Below are 14,999 nucleotides of genomic sequence, written 5' to 3' on the forward strand. Positions count from 1 at the left end.
GCGTCAACGACAGCAGGGTTTCATTCCAGTGCGCGATGACCTGCAGGACGAAGGCGGTCAAAATGCCGCCCTTGGCCAGCGGGAGGGTGATGCGGAAGAACGTTCCAAACGCATTGGAACCGTCCAGGGCCGCAGCCTCCTCCATCTCGATCGGCAGCGACCTGAAGAAGGCCGTGAGCAGGAAGACGGTGAACGGCATCGAGATGCCGATATACACCAGGTTCAGCCCGAGCAGGCTATCGGTCAGGTACACCTTGTTGAGCATGACGAACAGCGGAATGAGGATCACCTGGGCGGGGATGCCCAGACCCAGGATGAAGTACAGGCTCAACGCATTGGTCAGCTTGTTCTCGACGCGGCCCAGATAGTAGGCAGCGGGTGCCGCCACCGCCACGGCCACCACGGAGGAGACCACGGTGGTCATGAAGCTGTTCCACGTGGCCTGGGCGAAATTGCCCACGGTCCAGGCATTCACGTAGTTGGTGAAGTCCATCGAGGCCGGGATGCCCCACGGGTCGCTCAGGATTTCCCTGGTGCCACGGAAGGACTGGGCGACCATCCACACCAGCATGAGGATCATGACGGCGACGGCGATCCAGAGGACCGTGATCCCCAGACCGCGCAGGAAGGTGCGTTCCCCCGCCATGGCGGGGCTTGCGGCACGATTGCGTTTCCTGCGGATGGGAGTGACGACGGCGACGTCCAGGTTTTCAGACATGCTTCCTCCTAGAATTCGACGGCGTCACGGCGCATGGCACGACGCAGGATGATGACGAGGACGGAGATCAGGGCCAGCGAGATGATCGCCGAGGCGGTCGCCGCACCGTAGGCCGGCGTGGACTGGCCCGAGAACGCGGTGACGTAGGTGTAGACCGCAGTCGTCCAGGTTTCGGTCGGAGGGAGTCCGGCGCCGCTGCTGCCGCCGAACACCCAGATGATCTCGAAGATCTTGATCGACGAAATCGTCCACAACACCGCACACGTCCCGAAGACATCCCAGGTCAGCGGCAGGATCACGTAGCGCAGCCGCTGGAACGGGGTCGCCCCGGCGAGAGCGCAGTCCTCATAGAAATACGGGGGGATGCGGTCCACTCCGGCCATCAAGATGGTGGTGAAGTAGCCGGTGGTGGTGGCCACCATGGTCACCATGATCAGTGGGAAGAGGTTGTCCGCGGCGAGCCATTTGGGCGGGTCGGTGACCCCCAATGGCTCGAGCAGCTTGTTGACCAGCCCGCCCGGATTGAAGATGAACCCGGCCAGAACGCCAAAGACCAACGCGTTGATCAGGTGGGGGAAGAAGATCACCGAGCGGGCGATCTTCTTGCCCATCATGTCCCGCAGCACCAGGCTCAGCCCGAAGGCGATCACGAAGATCGCGATGCCGACGACGAAGAGCAGGAGCAGGGTGTTGCCGAACGACGTGAGGAACAGGTCGTCGCGGAAGACCTGGGAGTAGTTCTTCAGACCCACGAACTTCATGGGCCCCGAACCGGACCACTTATGCAGGCTGATCCAGAAGGCGCCGATGGACGGGACGATGAACAGGATGGTGTAGAACAGGAACGCTGGCCCGACGAACGGGATCAGGAGCTTGCGCCGCTGCCGGTCGATGGAACTGCCGGATTCCTGCTTCTTCTTGCGCCCCCGTGGTGCGCCCCGGGGCTGCTCGGCCGGTTCAGCGCCGACCTCTTGGACTGGGGTCAAGGTCATTAGCCATTGTCCTTCCAGTACTGCTTCTGATCCTGCTGCATCTTCTTGACGTACTCTTCAGCGGTGATCTTGCCCAGGAAGAGCTGGTCGGTATTGGGCCAGAGGATCTTCTCCTGGTAGCCGGGGAAGACCACGCCGTCGAAGGCGAGGTTGATGCTCTCGGTCTCATCGACAGCATCCTTGATGTCCTGCATTTCCGGGGCGATGGTGGCATCGGTGCGGATCGGCAAGACCTTGGCCTTGGCGCCGAACTGGTCCTGGTATTTCTTGTCCAGCAGGGTCACTGCGAGCTGTTCGGCAGCGGCTGCGTGCTCGGCCTTGCGCGGGATCGAGAATCCAACGAAGTCGGCGCGGACGCTGGTCGGGTTGCCGTCAACGGAGGGGAACTGGAAAGAGGCGTAGTCGAAGCCCTTCGAGGCATAAGGCGCGGTTTCGGCCGGGATCCACGAACCGTTCAACAGCAGGTCTGCCTTGCCGGTGGCCCATTTCTGCTGCTGGGCGGGGAACTTGCTGGCGTCGTAACCGCTGATCAGGTAACCGCTCTTGGCGATTTCCTCGACCTTCTTCGCCGAATCCAGGACCTCGGGGGAGGACCAGGCCTCACCGGACGTGTCCGCGGCCAGCTTCTTGAAGGAGCCGGGCCCGCCGTGTCGCAGGACCAGGTTGATGATCCACGCCGAGTTGTAACCGCCGATGTCGCCGTCCGCTGCCAGCGGCGCGGCCTTGCCTTTCTCGAGCTTCTTCAAGGTGGCCATGAAATCGTCCCACGTCTTGGGTGGGTTGGCGGCGATCTCCGGGTGGTCCTTCTTGTTGAACCAGAACGCTTCGGAGCTGAAGTTATAGGGCAGCATCCAGGGCTGGTCGTTCTCGTCGGAGATGTCTGCGTTCTTGAGGTACTTCTCCGGAATCAGTTCGGAAACTGTCTTGCCGTCGACATCGGCGTCGTACGTGCTGCCGAGGCCGAGGGCCTGGCCGGTGTCGCCGACCGAGGTCGCCAACTTGCCGTAGGCCCCGTCCACCAGGTCAGGGACGTTGTTGGTGTTCAGTGCCGGCACCAGCTTCTGCGTGTTGCTGCGACCTTGCCACTGCACGTCCACCTTGGCGCCGGTGTCCTTCTCGAAGTCCTTGATGGCCGAGGCGATGACCTTCTGCTGGGCTTCGCCTTCCTTCCACATGGACCAGTACGTCAGCGTCTGGCCGTCGATGGAAGTCGTCATGTCATCTGCCTGTGCTTCGGCGCTCGAGGAGGAGGCGGGGCCGCCGCAACCGGTGACCGAGAAGACCAAAGCCGATCCGAGGAGGAGGGCCGTGGGGCGAAAATAGCGGGCTGTTTTGCCCATGGCATTCACCTTTCGTGAGGGTGAACCGCGGATACTGCGGTTCGGTTGAGACGACTATCACAGCGTCAAAAAGAAGGATTCAAGTGGTACTTGAAGAAGTCCTGTGACAAAACATGGTCTTTCATGGTTTTATCCGCATTCCGTCGACCCGTGAAAGCAGCGCAGATCATAATCGTCGACGATTACGTCTGGAATCATTCTTTATTGGCTTGAATAATCATCTCTTAAGGACCGGCCGTGCCGACCCAAGGTCACGACCCACGATCAGGACCACGCATCAACCACGGTCCACGACGCATATTAAGAGGTAAGCAATTGATCCGTCTAGGAATCATCGGGGCAGGTGCCGTCGCCCCGTTGCATGCACAGGCAGCCACCACGCTGCCCGACGTCGAACTGGTCGCCGTCTGTGACCTTCGGCCCGATACGGCCTCCGACGTCGCCGTGTTGACCGGGGCAGCCGTCTATACCGACTACCTGAAGATGTACGCTGAGGCGGAACTGGATGCGGTCATCGTGAACACCCCGCATGCCCTGCATCTGCAAATGGTGCTCGACGCCGCCGACGCAGGCCTGCATGTGCTGGTGGAAAAGCCCATGGCCATCAGCCTGGCGGACTGCGATGTCATGATGCGCGCCTGCGAACAAGCAGGGGTGACACTCGTTGTCGGGCATATCCAGCATTTCCTGCCTGAAAAGGTTGCCGCCCACGAGGCCTTGGCCTCCGGGAAGCTGGGAAAGCTGCTGATGATCCGTGATTTCCGCAGTACGAACTACCGCCCCGGCACCCGGCCGGCATGGTTCTTCGACCCGGTGATGGCCGGCGGCGGTGCGTTCATGAACATCGGCGGGCATTGCATCGACCGCTCACTCTGGCTCGCTGATTCGGCGGCCGAAACCGTCGACTCCCGGACCCTGGCACGTTTCGGTGTCGAGGTCGAGACCGACGGCTACCTGAATTTGCACCTGCGCAACGGGGTGGAGATCAACATCGTCATCGTCTCGGATCCACCGCAGCGGCTGGACGAGATCCTGTTGATCTGCGAGGAAGGCACGATCTCCTGCACCCCCGACCGCGGGACCATCATTCGGCACCACGGACAAAGCAGCACGCTCCACGTCCCCTCGGCGGATAACATCCAGACGGGGTTCACCGCCCAGCTGGCCGACTTCCTGGCTACCGTCAACGGGGCCTCACCACAGGTGAGCAACAACCATGCCCGCAGCATCGTGGAAACCATCCTCGCCGCCTACCGTTCCGCCACCTCACGGAAGACCGAACCCGTCCGTGCCGAAACCGTAGCGGATCTGCAACAGGCACTGTAGCGACACCAGGTGGAACCGACGCGAAAAGAGCAGGCCATGGAGAAAGCCCGGAGCTTCACCGGATGGGGCCGCGTCGAGTGGGAACGGTTGGCCGACCGGTTGATCGCCGGGGCCCACCGCCATTCCTCTCCCGCGGGAGCCCGCGTGGTCTTTCCGCCGGCAGCGGGACAAAACGCCACCGACCAGTTGGAGGGTTTCGCGCGGTCGTTCTTGCTGGCTGCGCTGCGCATCGCCGGTTCGGCAGGTTCAGATCCTGCCCTGGTGCAGTGGTACGCCGACGCGCTGGCGGCAGGAACCCGGTGCGGCGATGCCGAACAGTGGCCGCGATTGACCGACCACGGCCAACCCACGGTGGAAGCCACCGCGATCGTCCTCGGTCTGCATTTCTCCCGCCCCTGGCTCTGGGACGGGCTCGACGACGGGGTGCAAGCCCGGATCATCCACTGGCTCTCCGGAGCCACCGGCCAGGCCTCTGCCGATAACAACCATGTCCTTTTCGGGGCCACCATCCAGGCCTTCCTGGCCTCGGTCGGCGCCCCCTGCGACCGGTTCGGCATCGAGGCCGCGTTGGACCGCATCGAGGATTGGTACGCCGGGGATGGCTGGTACTCCGACGGCGAGGGACGCCGATTCGACCACTACAACGCCTGGACCTTCCAGCTGTACCCGTTCTTCATCCTGGAGATGCTCTCCGGAACCGTGGCGGCGGCCACGGCGTCGGCCGAACGCCTGCGGCTCTACCGGGAGCGCCTGGAGATGTTCCTGCGGGGCTACCAGCACCTCTTCGCTGCCGGAGGGAGCCCGTTGATCCAGGGGCGGTCGCTGATCTATCGCTGGGGCGTCGTCGCCCCCTTGTGGATGGGCGAACTCCAAGGGGTGGAGGCATTGCCTCCGGGGCGGACCCGGCGGCTCGCTTCCGGGGTGGCCCGGCACTTCACGGACCGGGGCGTCGGGGACGACGGGGTGCTCCCGCTGGGATGGTGGGGGCCGCGATCCTCCATCCTGCAGTCCTATAACGCCCCGGGCTCCCCGTTGTGGGCGGCCAAGGGGTTTTTGGGGTTGCTGCTCCCGGCCGACCATCCGGCCTGGACCGCGCCGGAGGCGGCCCTGGAGATTGAGGGGGCCGATGTGAATCGGGTCCTGTCCGGACCGCAGTGGCTGGTCCAGGGGAACCACCGTGACGACATCGTGAAAGTCGCCAACTTCGGCACCGGGGGCCACCCGCGCCACGATTCGGCCCTGTATCGCCGACTAGCCTTCAGCACGGCCAGTGCCCCGGTCCAGCAGGGCAGCCTGCGCGATAACGACCTCTATGTGCCGTTGGACGACTCAACGAGTTTGAACCGCGGACCGGTGGCCGGGGTGGCCCGTCCGGGAGGTGGCAGCAGCAGATTCCGGCTGGACGCCGCGGGACGTGATATCGAGGTCGATTATGCGACGGCGCTGCTGCCCGACGGCGTGGAGCTGCGTGCCGCGCGTATCCGTGGTGCCGTGGCCATGCCCCTCGAAGCCAGCGGCTATGCCTTGGCTGGTGATACCGAACCGGAATCCGTACTCACCGCCGCGGGAGCCCTGGCCGCCGGTTCGGACGGGTTGCGCTCCGGTATCCAGTTCGTCGGTGCCCCGGAAGGTGACACGGTAGCTGCCACTCCCCGCATCCGCGAAGCCTCCGGATCGATCCTTGGTGAACGGGTTGCCGTACCGGTGATCACGCTGGATCCTGCCGCCGGCGCGGAGACGCGATGGTCCTGGCTGGTCTGCTTCACCCGGCGGAACGTCGATCTGGAGGCGGTGGCCAGGCGCCTCGTTCTGAACTGGACGCCCGACGGGCTGCAGGCGTCGGACGGGGCCATCACCGCGAACCTGTCGTGGATTCGCCATGAACGATGGCCGGCCGACGCGATCAATCAGGGAGTCTTCGGGGCCTGAAACCGACGGGTCAGCGCGAAGCGGCGCGGGCTTCCTTGACCAGTTCTCGGTCGGTTGCGGTTTCCGGCGACGGGGTCAGCACCATCGGCATGGTCCCGGTGCTCGTGCGAACCCGGGGGCTTGCCGCTGCTGCGCCGGCCGGCACCGGAGCGGGCTTCCTTCTGGCGGAGAGGTGTACGGCGTCCAGACCCGCGGCCTTCAATGCCGGGATATCCTCGACGACGAGCCCGCCACCAGCCATGACCTGAAGCCGTCCGGCGGCACGCTGGACCAGACGGGCGAGCAGGTCCAGGCCAGCCCCCACCGAGTCCTCGGCCCCCGAGGTCAACACGCGGGTAAAGCCGAGTCCGGCCAACAGATCGATGGCTTCCATCGGGTCGCGGCATTCGTCGATGGCCCGATGGAACGTGATTTCCATGTCGGGGTTGGCCCAGCGGGCCGCATCGAGAAGAGTGCGGGTTCCCGCCCGGTCGATCCAGCCATCGGGGGTGAGCGCGCCGAAGACGACGCCGTCGGCGCCTCGGGCGGCACAGGAGGCGATTTGTTCCGCCATGGTCCTCAGCTCTTCACCGGAGTAGACGAAGTTCCCGGGACGGCAACGGATGATCGGATGGATCTCGGTGGTGCCGGCCAAGGGGCCGCGGCACGACTCGAGCAGGGCAGTGGAAGGGGTGAGCCCGCCGACCTCCAGATTCGCGCACAGCTCGACCCGGTTGGCGCCCTCCTCGGAGGCAATCAGTGCTCCGGGAAGGTCGACGACGGCGATCTCGAGTTTCATGGCGTCCTCTTCAGGGGATGGGGCAGGCTGGCCGGGGCGGCTTGGGCCGATGCGGAATCAGAGTGACCAACGGTCCAGGTCCGCGACCATCGCCCGGAGGTCCTCCAAAGCCGGCCAGGTGTCGCCGGCGACTTCGAGCTCATGAAGCAACTGTACGCAGTATTCTTTGCCGCGCGCGTCCTCCATTGCTGCCAGATGACGCATTTCGTAGGGGTCTGCCTGCAGATCGAAGAGCCGCGGTGTGAGCAGGTACCGGCCCGGCCGACGGGGGTCGGGACGGCAATCGACCAGGAGCTTGTAATCGGTGGTGCGCAAACCGCGCATTCCCGGGCCGCCGTCGGGCGCTGGTGGACCGTAGTAGAGGGCCGATCCGCCTCCGGCGGAGCCGGAAGGCGTCCGGTCCACCAGATCGGCGGAAACGTCGGTGCCCTGCATGGCGTCGGGGATCTTGCCGGACAGTCCGGTCAAACCCAGCAGGGTCGGGGCAACGTCCACCGAACCGATCAGCGTCCGTTCGTTACGACCGGCGGCAATATGGCCGGGCCAGCGGATGAGGAACGGCAGCGACATCGACTCCTCCCACGGAACGTTCTTGTACATCAGGCCGTGGCTGCCCAGTTGCATCCCGTGGTCGGAGGTAAAGATGACGATCGTGTTCTCCCGCTGTCCGGTCTCCTCCAAGGCCGCCAGGAGGCGGCCAATCTGTTCATCGACGGCCGAGACGGTGGAAAAATAGTCGGGGGCCTTCTCCACGGCCTCCCGTCCGGCCGGCGTCTCGAGGTCGACGTTGGGCCGGGTCAACAGTTCCTCGGGTGTCAGGGCGGTATAGCGGTCCCGGAACGTGGTCGGGGCCTGGTCGAAGGGTTGGTGTGGGGGATTATGCGAGACCACCAAGGCGAAAGGACCTCCGGACGTGTCCACGGTACGCAGGAAATCGACCGCGACGTCCGTTTCGTGTTCGACCGACCACTGTTCGACGATCGTCTTTTCCTCGCGCGGCGCGTCACCGATCCAGTAGTGCGGACGCAGATGATTGTCGGCGGCGCCGTAGGAATACCAGAAGGAGAAGCCGTGCCGGCGATCCGGTGGGGAATAGGCGTCCCAGACGGCGCCTTCGCGGAAGCCCTCGCCCCAGATGGCGTCCTCGGCGGTTACGGCCTCCAGATGCCATTTGCCGATGTACCCGGTCTGGTAGCCGGATTCCTGGAGAACCCTGGACCAGGTGTCGATGTCTGGTGGAAGCCCGGCATCGGTGTTGGAGTTGATGTTCACCGGCACCCCGTTGCGGTGCGGGTGTTGGCCGGTCATCATCATCGCCCGATGCGGGCTGCACACCGGGTAGCTGCTCACGGCATGGGCGACATCGGCTGATTCCCTGGCCAGGCCGTCGAGATTGGGCGTGTAGGTGGGGTCGGCATCTCGGAACCCCAGTGCCGCATCGCGGAACTGGTCCGCCATGATGAACAGCAGGTTCGGTTGCTCAGGCGCCATGGTGTTCCTTCCGTGCTGCGTCCCCGATCGGGGTTCCGTCCCAATTCGGGGCAGTGAATGCGCCCAACGGGTTCCCGGTGAGCGGATGCAGTTGTCCGGCGCCGGCGACGGGCAGGGAACTGCCATCGAAGTCCGCCGAACCGTAGGTGTCGAACCACTCCTGCAGCTCGGCGCGCATCTCGGCGACCCGGTCGGCATGGGCCGGGTTATCAACCAGGTTCTCCCGTTCCTCCGGGTCGTTCTCCAGATCGTAGAGCTCGTGTGGGCCGTGGGGGTAACGGTGGTTGTACTTCCAGAAGCGATTGCGGATCATGCGGGAGGGGCCGTATTCGTCGAAGACCACTACGGGCCGGGGAACGGACGCCGCCTCCGTTTCCTGGCCAGTCAACACTGAGGCGAAGGAGCGACCGGGCCCCGTCTCGAATTCACTTGCCTCGAGACCGGCGAGTTCCAGCAGGGTGGCGGCGACGTCATAGGCGGAGAGTAGCTCCTGCGCCACCCGGCCGGTCTGGATGCTGCCGCGGTGGGAGAAGATGGCGGGAACCTTCACCGAGGAGTCGTAGAGGTTCTGCGGGAAGGTGCCGTTGCCCTTGCCCCAGATACCGTGATGACCACAGTTGAAGCCGTTGTCGCTGGAGAAGACCACGATCGTGTCCTCACGCAGTCCGAGTTCCTCGAGCCGGTGCAATACGCGCCCGATGCCGGCGTCCATGGCGCTGACCGCCGCGAAGTAGCCCACCAAGGCCGCACGGGTATCGGCCTCGCCGCCCAGCGGGACCCCACCCACGGTGGTGGTCCACGGGTGCATGGGTTCCTGTGGGCAGGAGGCGAAGGCCGTGTCCTCGTAAAGTCGCGTGAATTCTTCGGGGTGCTGGTCCTTCCACGGCATATGTGGGGCCGTGTAGTTCAGCGCCAGGAAGAACGGGGCATCCTGGCGGGCAGCCTGCTCGATGAACCCCACAGAGTCGTTGGTGATCGCGTCGGTCAGGTAGTCGGTGACCAATTCCTTCTCACCGTTGCGGTACATGGTGGCGTGGTCGTAGGGGCATCCGCCACCCTCCAAGGCGTACCAATGGTCGAAGCCGTGGCGGGCCTCGTCATTGGCGCCAAGATGCCATTTTCCCGACAGGCCCATGTAGTAGCCAGCGGCCGCCAACTCATCAGTGAAGAGTGGTTGGCCGGAGAGGAAGTCCGTGGCGTTGGGGCCGGCCTCGACGCCGTGCAGATAGTCGTGGACTCCATGCCGGGAGGGTGGTTGGCCGGTCATGAGGCTCGCTCGGGCCGGGGAACACACGGGTGAGACACAAAAGAAGTTCTCCAACCTGGTGCCTTCGGCAGCCAACGCGTCCAGGGTGGGTGTCTGGATGTCCTCGTTGCCCGCGCATCCCATGGCCCAGGCGCCCTGATCGTCGCTGAGGATCATCAAGATGTTGGGTGGGTTCCGATGCACGGGCACTCCTAGTCCTACACGGGATATGGCGGGTGTTCCTTACTTCATACCCGGCATTGTCGAGAGGAATAAAGAATGACTAGGTGCCATCAGCGTCCTCTCGACGGAGAAAAACGGCTAAAACCCGGTGAATTCAGAAGTCATTGACGAATCATCCCTTAAAACTCCTTCAATGATCGTGCATTATGGAAGGAATGACCAAAGGAGTATCCGTGCCAGACTACCGACGGCTCGTCGCCGACCAGGGGGAACTGCGTAACGTCCGCAAGCAGCCCCTGAAATTTCAGGAACTCAGTGAAGACCTTCGCCGGGAGATCCTCGCGGGCACTTGGGCCGTGGGCAGCAAGCTACCCACGGAGGCCCAACTCGCCCGGGAGACCGGCCTGTCTCTGACCACGGTCCGGCGTGCCTACGAGGATCTGGTCGAGAAAGGGCTCGTCATCAGGCGGCAGGGCGCCGGCAGCTTCGTCGCCCCCCCACCCTCGCGGGCCTTGAAGAAACCGCGCTACACCATCGGTGTTCTGCTGCCGGATACCCAGCTGTACTATCCGAAAGTCCTGCAGGGGATCGAGGAGCACCTCACGGCGCAGGGGGCCAGCCTGCAGTTGTCCACCTACCATTACGATCTGAGCCGGGAGAACTCCAGCATCCAGTTCCTGCTCGACGCCGGCGTCGACGGGCTGCTGCTCGTACCGACCCTGACCGGCATTCCCGATCCGGAGCGGAGGGTCGCCGAACTGGCGGCCCTGCCGGTCCCGGTGGTGCTGCTCGAGCGTAGCCTCGAGGACCTCGGGGCTGCGGATCGGACCGAACACATCTGCTCCGACCACCAGGGCGGGGCCTATGACGCGGTGAAACACCTGGCCGGGCTGGGCCACGAACGCATCGCCGTGTTGACGAGGTCGAATGTAGCGGGCAAGAGCGCCAACCCCACCCAATCGGCCGTCGTCGCCGGGTACCGCAGTGCCGTAGTCGACCTCGGACTTTTTGCCGACGGGGAGGAACTGCCGATTTTCAGTTCGACAAAACCCGAATGGGAGCAGGATCAGGCCGAGGCCATGTATACCCGGCTACGGGACAGCCGTGCGACGGCGGCCTTGGTGTTCGGGGACCGCGAAGCGACACTGCTGCAGACCGCAGCCCTGAGGCGTGGGGTGAACGTGCCCGAGGAACTATCCCTGGTCTCCTATGACGATGAGATGGCCGATATCGCCCCGATCCCGTTGACGGCGATCTCGCCCGCGAAGCACCGTTTGGGCATGATGGCCGCAGAGATCTTGCTGCGCCGGTTGAAAGAAGGCGATGCCTGCCCGATCTACCAGATCCGTCTGCGACCGCGCATTGTGGTGCGCGAATCCTGTGCCACCGTGCCGGGCACCGCCACCGCGGGCCCGACGGACCGCCGGGCCCCGGCTCCTAGTGCTGCCGGCCCGACGGCGTGAAGGTCCGCGGGCCCTTGGCCTGAACGGCGAGGTGCACCGTGGCCCCAGCCAGACCGCGGGTATCGACCTCTAGCGTCGTCGACCCGTCGGCGTTGCGGGTCAGCCTGGCTCTATCACCCTCGAGGAGCCGGTAGCGCCGCCTGGTCCTGAAGGTCAACGAGAGCGAGGAAGCGCCCTGGGTGGGTTCGCTGATCGACAACTGAAGCCGGTTTCCGTCCTCGCGCTGGACGACGCAGGCCGGGCCCGACAGTTCGAGGTCGGCGACCGTGCCCTGCCCCCAGAACGTGGCGGCCAGCGTCTTCTCGTGGGCGAAGGAGACGGCCTGGGCGACCGCGTCATTACGCAGCACCGTGTGCTGCTTCCGTCGGGCGAGTTTCGCAGCCCCCTGGATCGAGGCGCCCGGGGCGATCAGGTACGCGTAGCCGGCCTGCTCCGGTGAGGTGCCGTGATCGAAATAGAGCGTGGCGTAGTTGCGTTTCTGCACCTCGGTGCTGCCCTTGGCGTTGACATCTGACCAGGACCCCGACCGGCGTTCGCGCAGCACGTGAAGTGGCGCTTCGTCCAGCGCGACGTAAGCGCCGAAGCCCTCTAGATGGACCCAGCGGTCCGATGAGAGGACTGACTCAGCATCGGTCGCCGCCGCGACGCGCCCCGAAGCGGTGACCAAGGCGTTGGAGCCCTGGTGCAGGTTGCGGTGGTCCACGATGGTTTCCACCGGTGCCGAGGAACCGGTGTGGATGTCGGAGCCCAGGCACACGATGACGTCCTCGCTGACGAACCAGGATTTGCGGGCGCTGAGCCCGGTGCCTCCGGGACCGATGAGATGCTGTCCGACGGCGGCGATCTCCTCGTTGGCGCTCGAGCCGGTCCATTCGTTGTCCGGTGTCCCGGCCCCCCACTGGCCCTCGACCCTATCCGGCAGGGACGTGGTGTCTACGGTGGTCCCGGGTAGCCTGACATGGTTTGCGGTGGCCCAGAAGGCGTCGTCGTACTGGCCCAGATCGGCGTCATGGACATAGGTCATGCCCGAGCCGGAATGGTAGCCCCGGTCATTTTCGCCGTTGCCGCATTCGTACCAGGAGATCCGGTTGCTGCACATCGCCGTGGACAGCGACCATTGGGGGCCGCGGTGCATGGTGCGGTCCATGGCCGGGAACAGGAAATGGCCGGCCAGTGGGGCCGCCGGCGACAGGCCCAGCGACAGGAGTTCCTTCACCAGTGCCGTACGCGCGACGCTGGCTCCGTCCAGAATGGGGGCGTGGTCGTTATCGGTGATCCATTGCAACGCGCGCCGGCGCCAGCGCTTGGCGGTGGGTGCGTCGACGGCACGTGACAGCAGCAGCACGGCCTCGATGGTGCTGGCCCCCAAATCGAAACCGGTGTTTTCCTCGCGGGAGACGCTGCGCCCGCGCACCGAATCGGCCATGGCCCCGGCCATCAGGCAGGGGGCAAAGGAGTCCTCAACGGTTTTGAAGAGGATGTCCCGGCTCGGATCGGAGACCGCGGCATCGGTTCCACCGAGCAGCGCGAAGAGCTTGGCGAGACCACTGAGCAGAACCACCCCGTAGGAGCCGGTATAGGGGGTGGTGCTGTGCTGGATGAAGGAGCCGTCGGCAAAGAAGCCGTTGCCGCTGGTGACGTACTGCCACACCTCGGCCAGTCCGGCGACGGCATGGTGGAGCTTCTCTTCGTTCCCGTCGACCAGTGAGCGGACGATGATGCCCTGGCACAGGTCCACGCGGTTCGCCCCGACCGAGGTGATCTTCCCGCGCGAGGGCGGGAACTGCTGCCACGGGTCCGGCACGAAGTGGTCGATCGCTGCGCAGTATGCGGCCCGCTCGTCCTCGTCCAGCTCGTCGAAGAGCAGTACCAGCGTGTCCGCCAGGGCCCGGGGAACCCCGATTTCCCAGGCCCACCAGTTGCCCTCCTCCTCAGTGGTGTCGTTGTAGCGCAGCCGGTGGGCGTCGGACAGCCCGGCACGGATCTGCTTCAACAAGGTGCCCTGGCCGAAGGAAGCCGCCCCGGGGGTGGCCCAAGCAGTGGCCATCTGGGATAAGCGCACATACGTATAGCGCAGGTCCCCGGCTGCGGCCAGGTCCAAGTCCGTGAAGATCCGGGCTCTGGCCGTGGAGGAGTCCAGGGTGGCCACGGCCGATGCGGCGGCGTGGTCCAGGGTGGCCAAGGCGTTGGCGAAATCCCGATCGCCGGCAATGAATTCCCTCCGGCCGGTGAGCTGGTCCACCCAGGTGGAGCGCAGTGTGGCGAAATCGGCGCTTGATAAGGCGGGCAATTCGGCAGCCTGGGCAGGCTGGGCGGTTTGGCTGATGAAGCTCAGGAGCAGGCCGGTCACGGCCACCCCTCCGGCGCCCTTAAGCGCGGTCCTGCGGGATAGTTCCTGGTCCATGAATTCGCTCCTGATGTCCGTGACGGGGCCGGCCCCGAGTGCCGGTGCCCTGTTGGAGGGGAACTCAACGGCACGTCAAGGTAAGGAATAAAGCAGTAGCGCCTGAACGGAACATGGCCAACAATGGAGCACACCACCGTCAGCGATACCAAGGAGCACCACGCCCCATGCAACTGTCCTTCTCCACGTTGGGATGCCCAGACGCCGATGTCGACGAAGTGCTGGCGCTCGCCGGCGAGCACGGTGCCACCGGCGTCGAACTGCGGATGCACGAGGGTGGAATTATCTCCGCCAGCATGGACGACGCCGAGCGTGGGAAGGTCAAGACCGCCTTCGCCGATGCCGGGATCACCATCTTGGCGGTGGGGAGCTATGTCAAGATCTGCGCGCCCGGAAAGGACATCGACGTCTTTCGGGAACTCGAGGCCGCGCTGCGGCTCGCGGCAGACATCGGGGCGAAGGCCGTGAGGGTCTTTCCCGGTGCCGGACTGGATTCAACCTCCGAGGACGACCGCGAGGAGGCCTTTGAGTTGGAGGAAAATGCAGTCCGCAGGCTGACGGCGGCCGAAGGGCCGGCGGCCATGCATGGGGTCCAGCTCTTATTGGAGACTCATGATTCGCATCCACGCGGGGTCGATGCCGCACGCATCCTGTTCCCGCTGGGGCCGCAGGGCGCGGTGCGCACCATTTGGGATGTCCTGCACCCGTGGAAACGCGGGGAGGAACCCGAAGCGACCGTGAAGGCGCTCGCCGGGCGCATCGAGTACCTCCAGCTCAAGGATGCCCGCCGTGGCTCCACCGCCGATGCCCCGATCCTGACCCTGCCAGGGGAGGGGGACATCCCGTTGGAGAAGATGCTCCGGCTGTACGGGGAACAGGCGCCGACCGGAGTCGACCCCTGGGTGTCCTTGGAATGGGAGAAGGCCTGGAACCCCGATTTGCCGGAGCTGGGCGAGGCGCTGGCCGCCACCCGGAAGATCCTCGACTCGCTGTCCTCGAGCTAATCCGCCGTCCGGCTTGAGGCCCGCGCGGCCGGACAGAACTTCGGGGTGCTCATTTATTCCTATGGTGTGCGTCACCTTGACTGACCGTGTCCCAGCTGGAGGCACCCGGTGAAATGCCGGAGGTG

Annotated in this window: 11 protein-coding genes; 4 read left to right on the forward strand and 7 right to left on the reverse strand. The window is 64.9% G+C overall.

The genetic code is table 11. The features are described from left to right. The 3 genes from ACT3UE_RS09350 to ACT3UE_RS09360 form a co-directional block, all read right to left on the reverse strand. The coding region (locus ACT3UE_RS09350) for a carbohydrate ABC transporter permease (RefSeq protein WP_443384309.1) at window positions 1-718 on the reverse strand (718 nt) is incomplete at its 3' end. Window positions 719-726: 8 nt separating this feature from the next. Beyond that, window positions 727-1,710: a carbohydrate ABC transporter permease gene (locus ACT3UE_RS09355; protein ID WP_443384308.1), complete on the reverse strand. Its 984-nt coding sequence runs from the start codon at window positions 1,708-1,710 to the stop codon at window positions 727-729. Next, window positions 1,710-3,050, reverse strand: a complete 1,341-nt coding sequence (locus ACT3UE_RS09360) for an ABC transporter substrate-binding protein (protein ID WP_444561321.1) — start codon at window positions 3,048-3,050, stop codon at window positions 1,710-1,712. Before ACT3UE_RS09360 ends, ACT3UE_RS09355 begins: the two co-directional genes overlap by 1 nt. 315 nt (window positions 3,051-3,365) lie before the next feature. Here ACT3UE_RS09360 and ACT3UE_RS09365 point away from each other — a divergent pair, with 315 nt between their 5' ends. Both ACT3UE_RS09365 and ACT3UE_RS09370 read left to right on the forward strand, forming a co-directional pair. Continuing rightward, on the forward strand, window positions 3,366-4,376 hold the full coding sequence (locus tag ACT3UE_RS09365) for a Gfo/Idh/MocA family protein (protein WP_443384171.1): 1,011 nt from the start codon (window positions 3,366-3,368) through the stop codon (window positions 4,374-4,376). 36 nt (window positions 4,377-4,412) lie between these two features. Beyond that, window positions 4,413-6,305, forward strand: coding sequence for a DUF2264 domain-containing protein (locus ACT3UE_RS09370; RefSeq protein WP_443384172.1), 1,893 nt, complete (start codon window positions 4,413-4,415; stop codon window positions 6,303-6,305). 10 nt (window positions 6,306-6,315) lie between these two features. Here ACT3UE_RS09370 and ACT3UE_RS09375 read toward each other — a convergent pair whose 3' ends face one another. Genes ACT3UE_RS09375 through ACT3UE_RS09385 form a run of 3 tightly spaced genes read right to left on the reverse strand, consistent with a single transcriptional unit; the run spans window position 6,316 to window position 10,024 of the window. Then, a complete protein-coding gene (locus ACT3UE_RS09375; protein WP_443384173.1) occupies window positions 6,316-7,083 on the reverse strand; it encodes a copper homeostasis protein CutC in 768 nt (255 codons plus the stop codon). Window positions 7,084-7,140: 57 nt separating this feature from the next. Beyond that, window positions 7,141-8,574 carry a sulfatase family protein gene (locus ACT3UE_RS09380; RefSeq protein ID WP_443384174.1) on the reverse strand — a complete coding sequence of 478 codons (1,434 nt, stop codon included), beginning with the start codon at window positions 8,572-8,574 and terminating at the stop codon, window positions 7,141-7,143. Continuing rightward, complete coding sequence (locus ACT3UE_RS09385; protein ID WP_443359113.1) at window positions 8,564-10,024, reverse strand: sulfatase-like hydrolase/transferase; 1,461 nt, start codon at window positions 10,022-10,024, stop codon at window positions 8,564-8,566. Before ACT3UE_RS09385 ends, ACT3UE_RS09380 begins: the two co-directional genes overlap by 11 nt. A gap of 212 nt (window positions 10,025-10,236) precedes the next feature. On the opposite strand from ACT3UE_RS09385, the gene ACT3UE_RS09390 reads away from it, so the two are divergent. Continuing rightward, on the forward strand, window positions 10,237-11,466 hold the full coding sequence (locus tag ACT3UE_RS09390; protein WP_444566606.1) for a GntR family transcriptional regulator: 1,230 nt from the start codon (window positions 10,237-10,239) through the stop codon (window positions 11,464-11,466). Here the strand turns inward: ACT3UE_RS09390 and ACT3UE_RS09395 are convergent. Beyond that, complete coding sequence (locus ACT3UE_RS09395; protein WP_444566607.1) at window positions 11,441-13,870, reverse strand: polysaccharide lyase 8 family protein; 2,430 nt, start codon at window positions 13,868-13,870, stop codon at window positions 11,441-11,443. The two genes, ACT3UE_RS09390 and ACT3UE_RS09395, sit on opposite strands and share 26 nt — an antisense overlap. 167 nt (window positions 13,871-14,037) lie before the next feature. Here ACT3UE_RS09395 and ACT3UE_RS09400 point away from each other — a divergent pair, with 167 nt between their 5' ends. Continuing rightward, window positions 14,038-14,874 carry a sugar phosphate isomerase/epimerase family protein gene (locus tag ACT3UE_RS09400; RefSeq protein WP_444566608.1) on the forward strand — a complete coding sequence of 279 codons (837 nt, stop codon included), beginning with the start codon at window positions 14,038-14,040 and terminating at the stop codon, window positions 14,872-14,874. The last annotated feature ends 125 nt before the right edge of the window (window positions 14,875-14,999 follow it).

It is taken from the genome of Arthrobacter sp. 179 (genome assembly GCF_052379645.1).
In the GTDB taxonomy this organism is placed as follows: Bacteria; Actinomycetota; Actinomycetes; order Actinomycetales; family Micrococcaceae; genus Arthrobacter_H.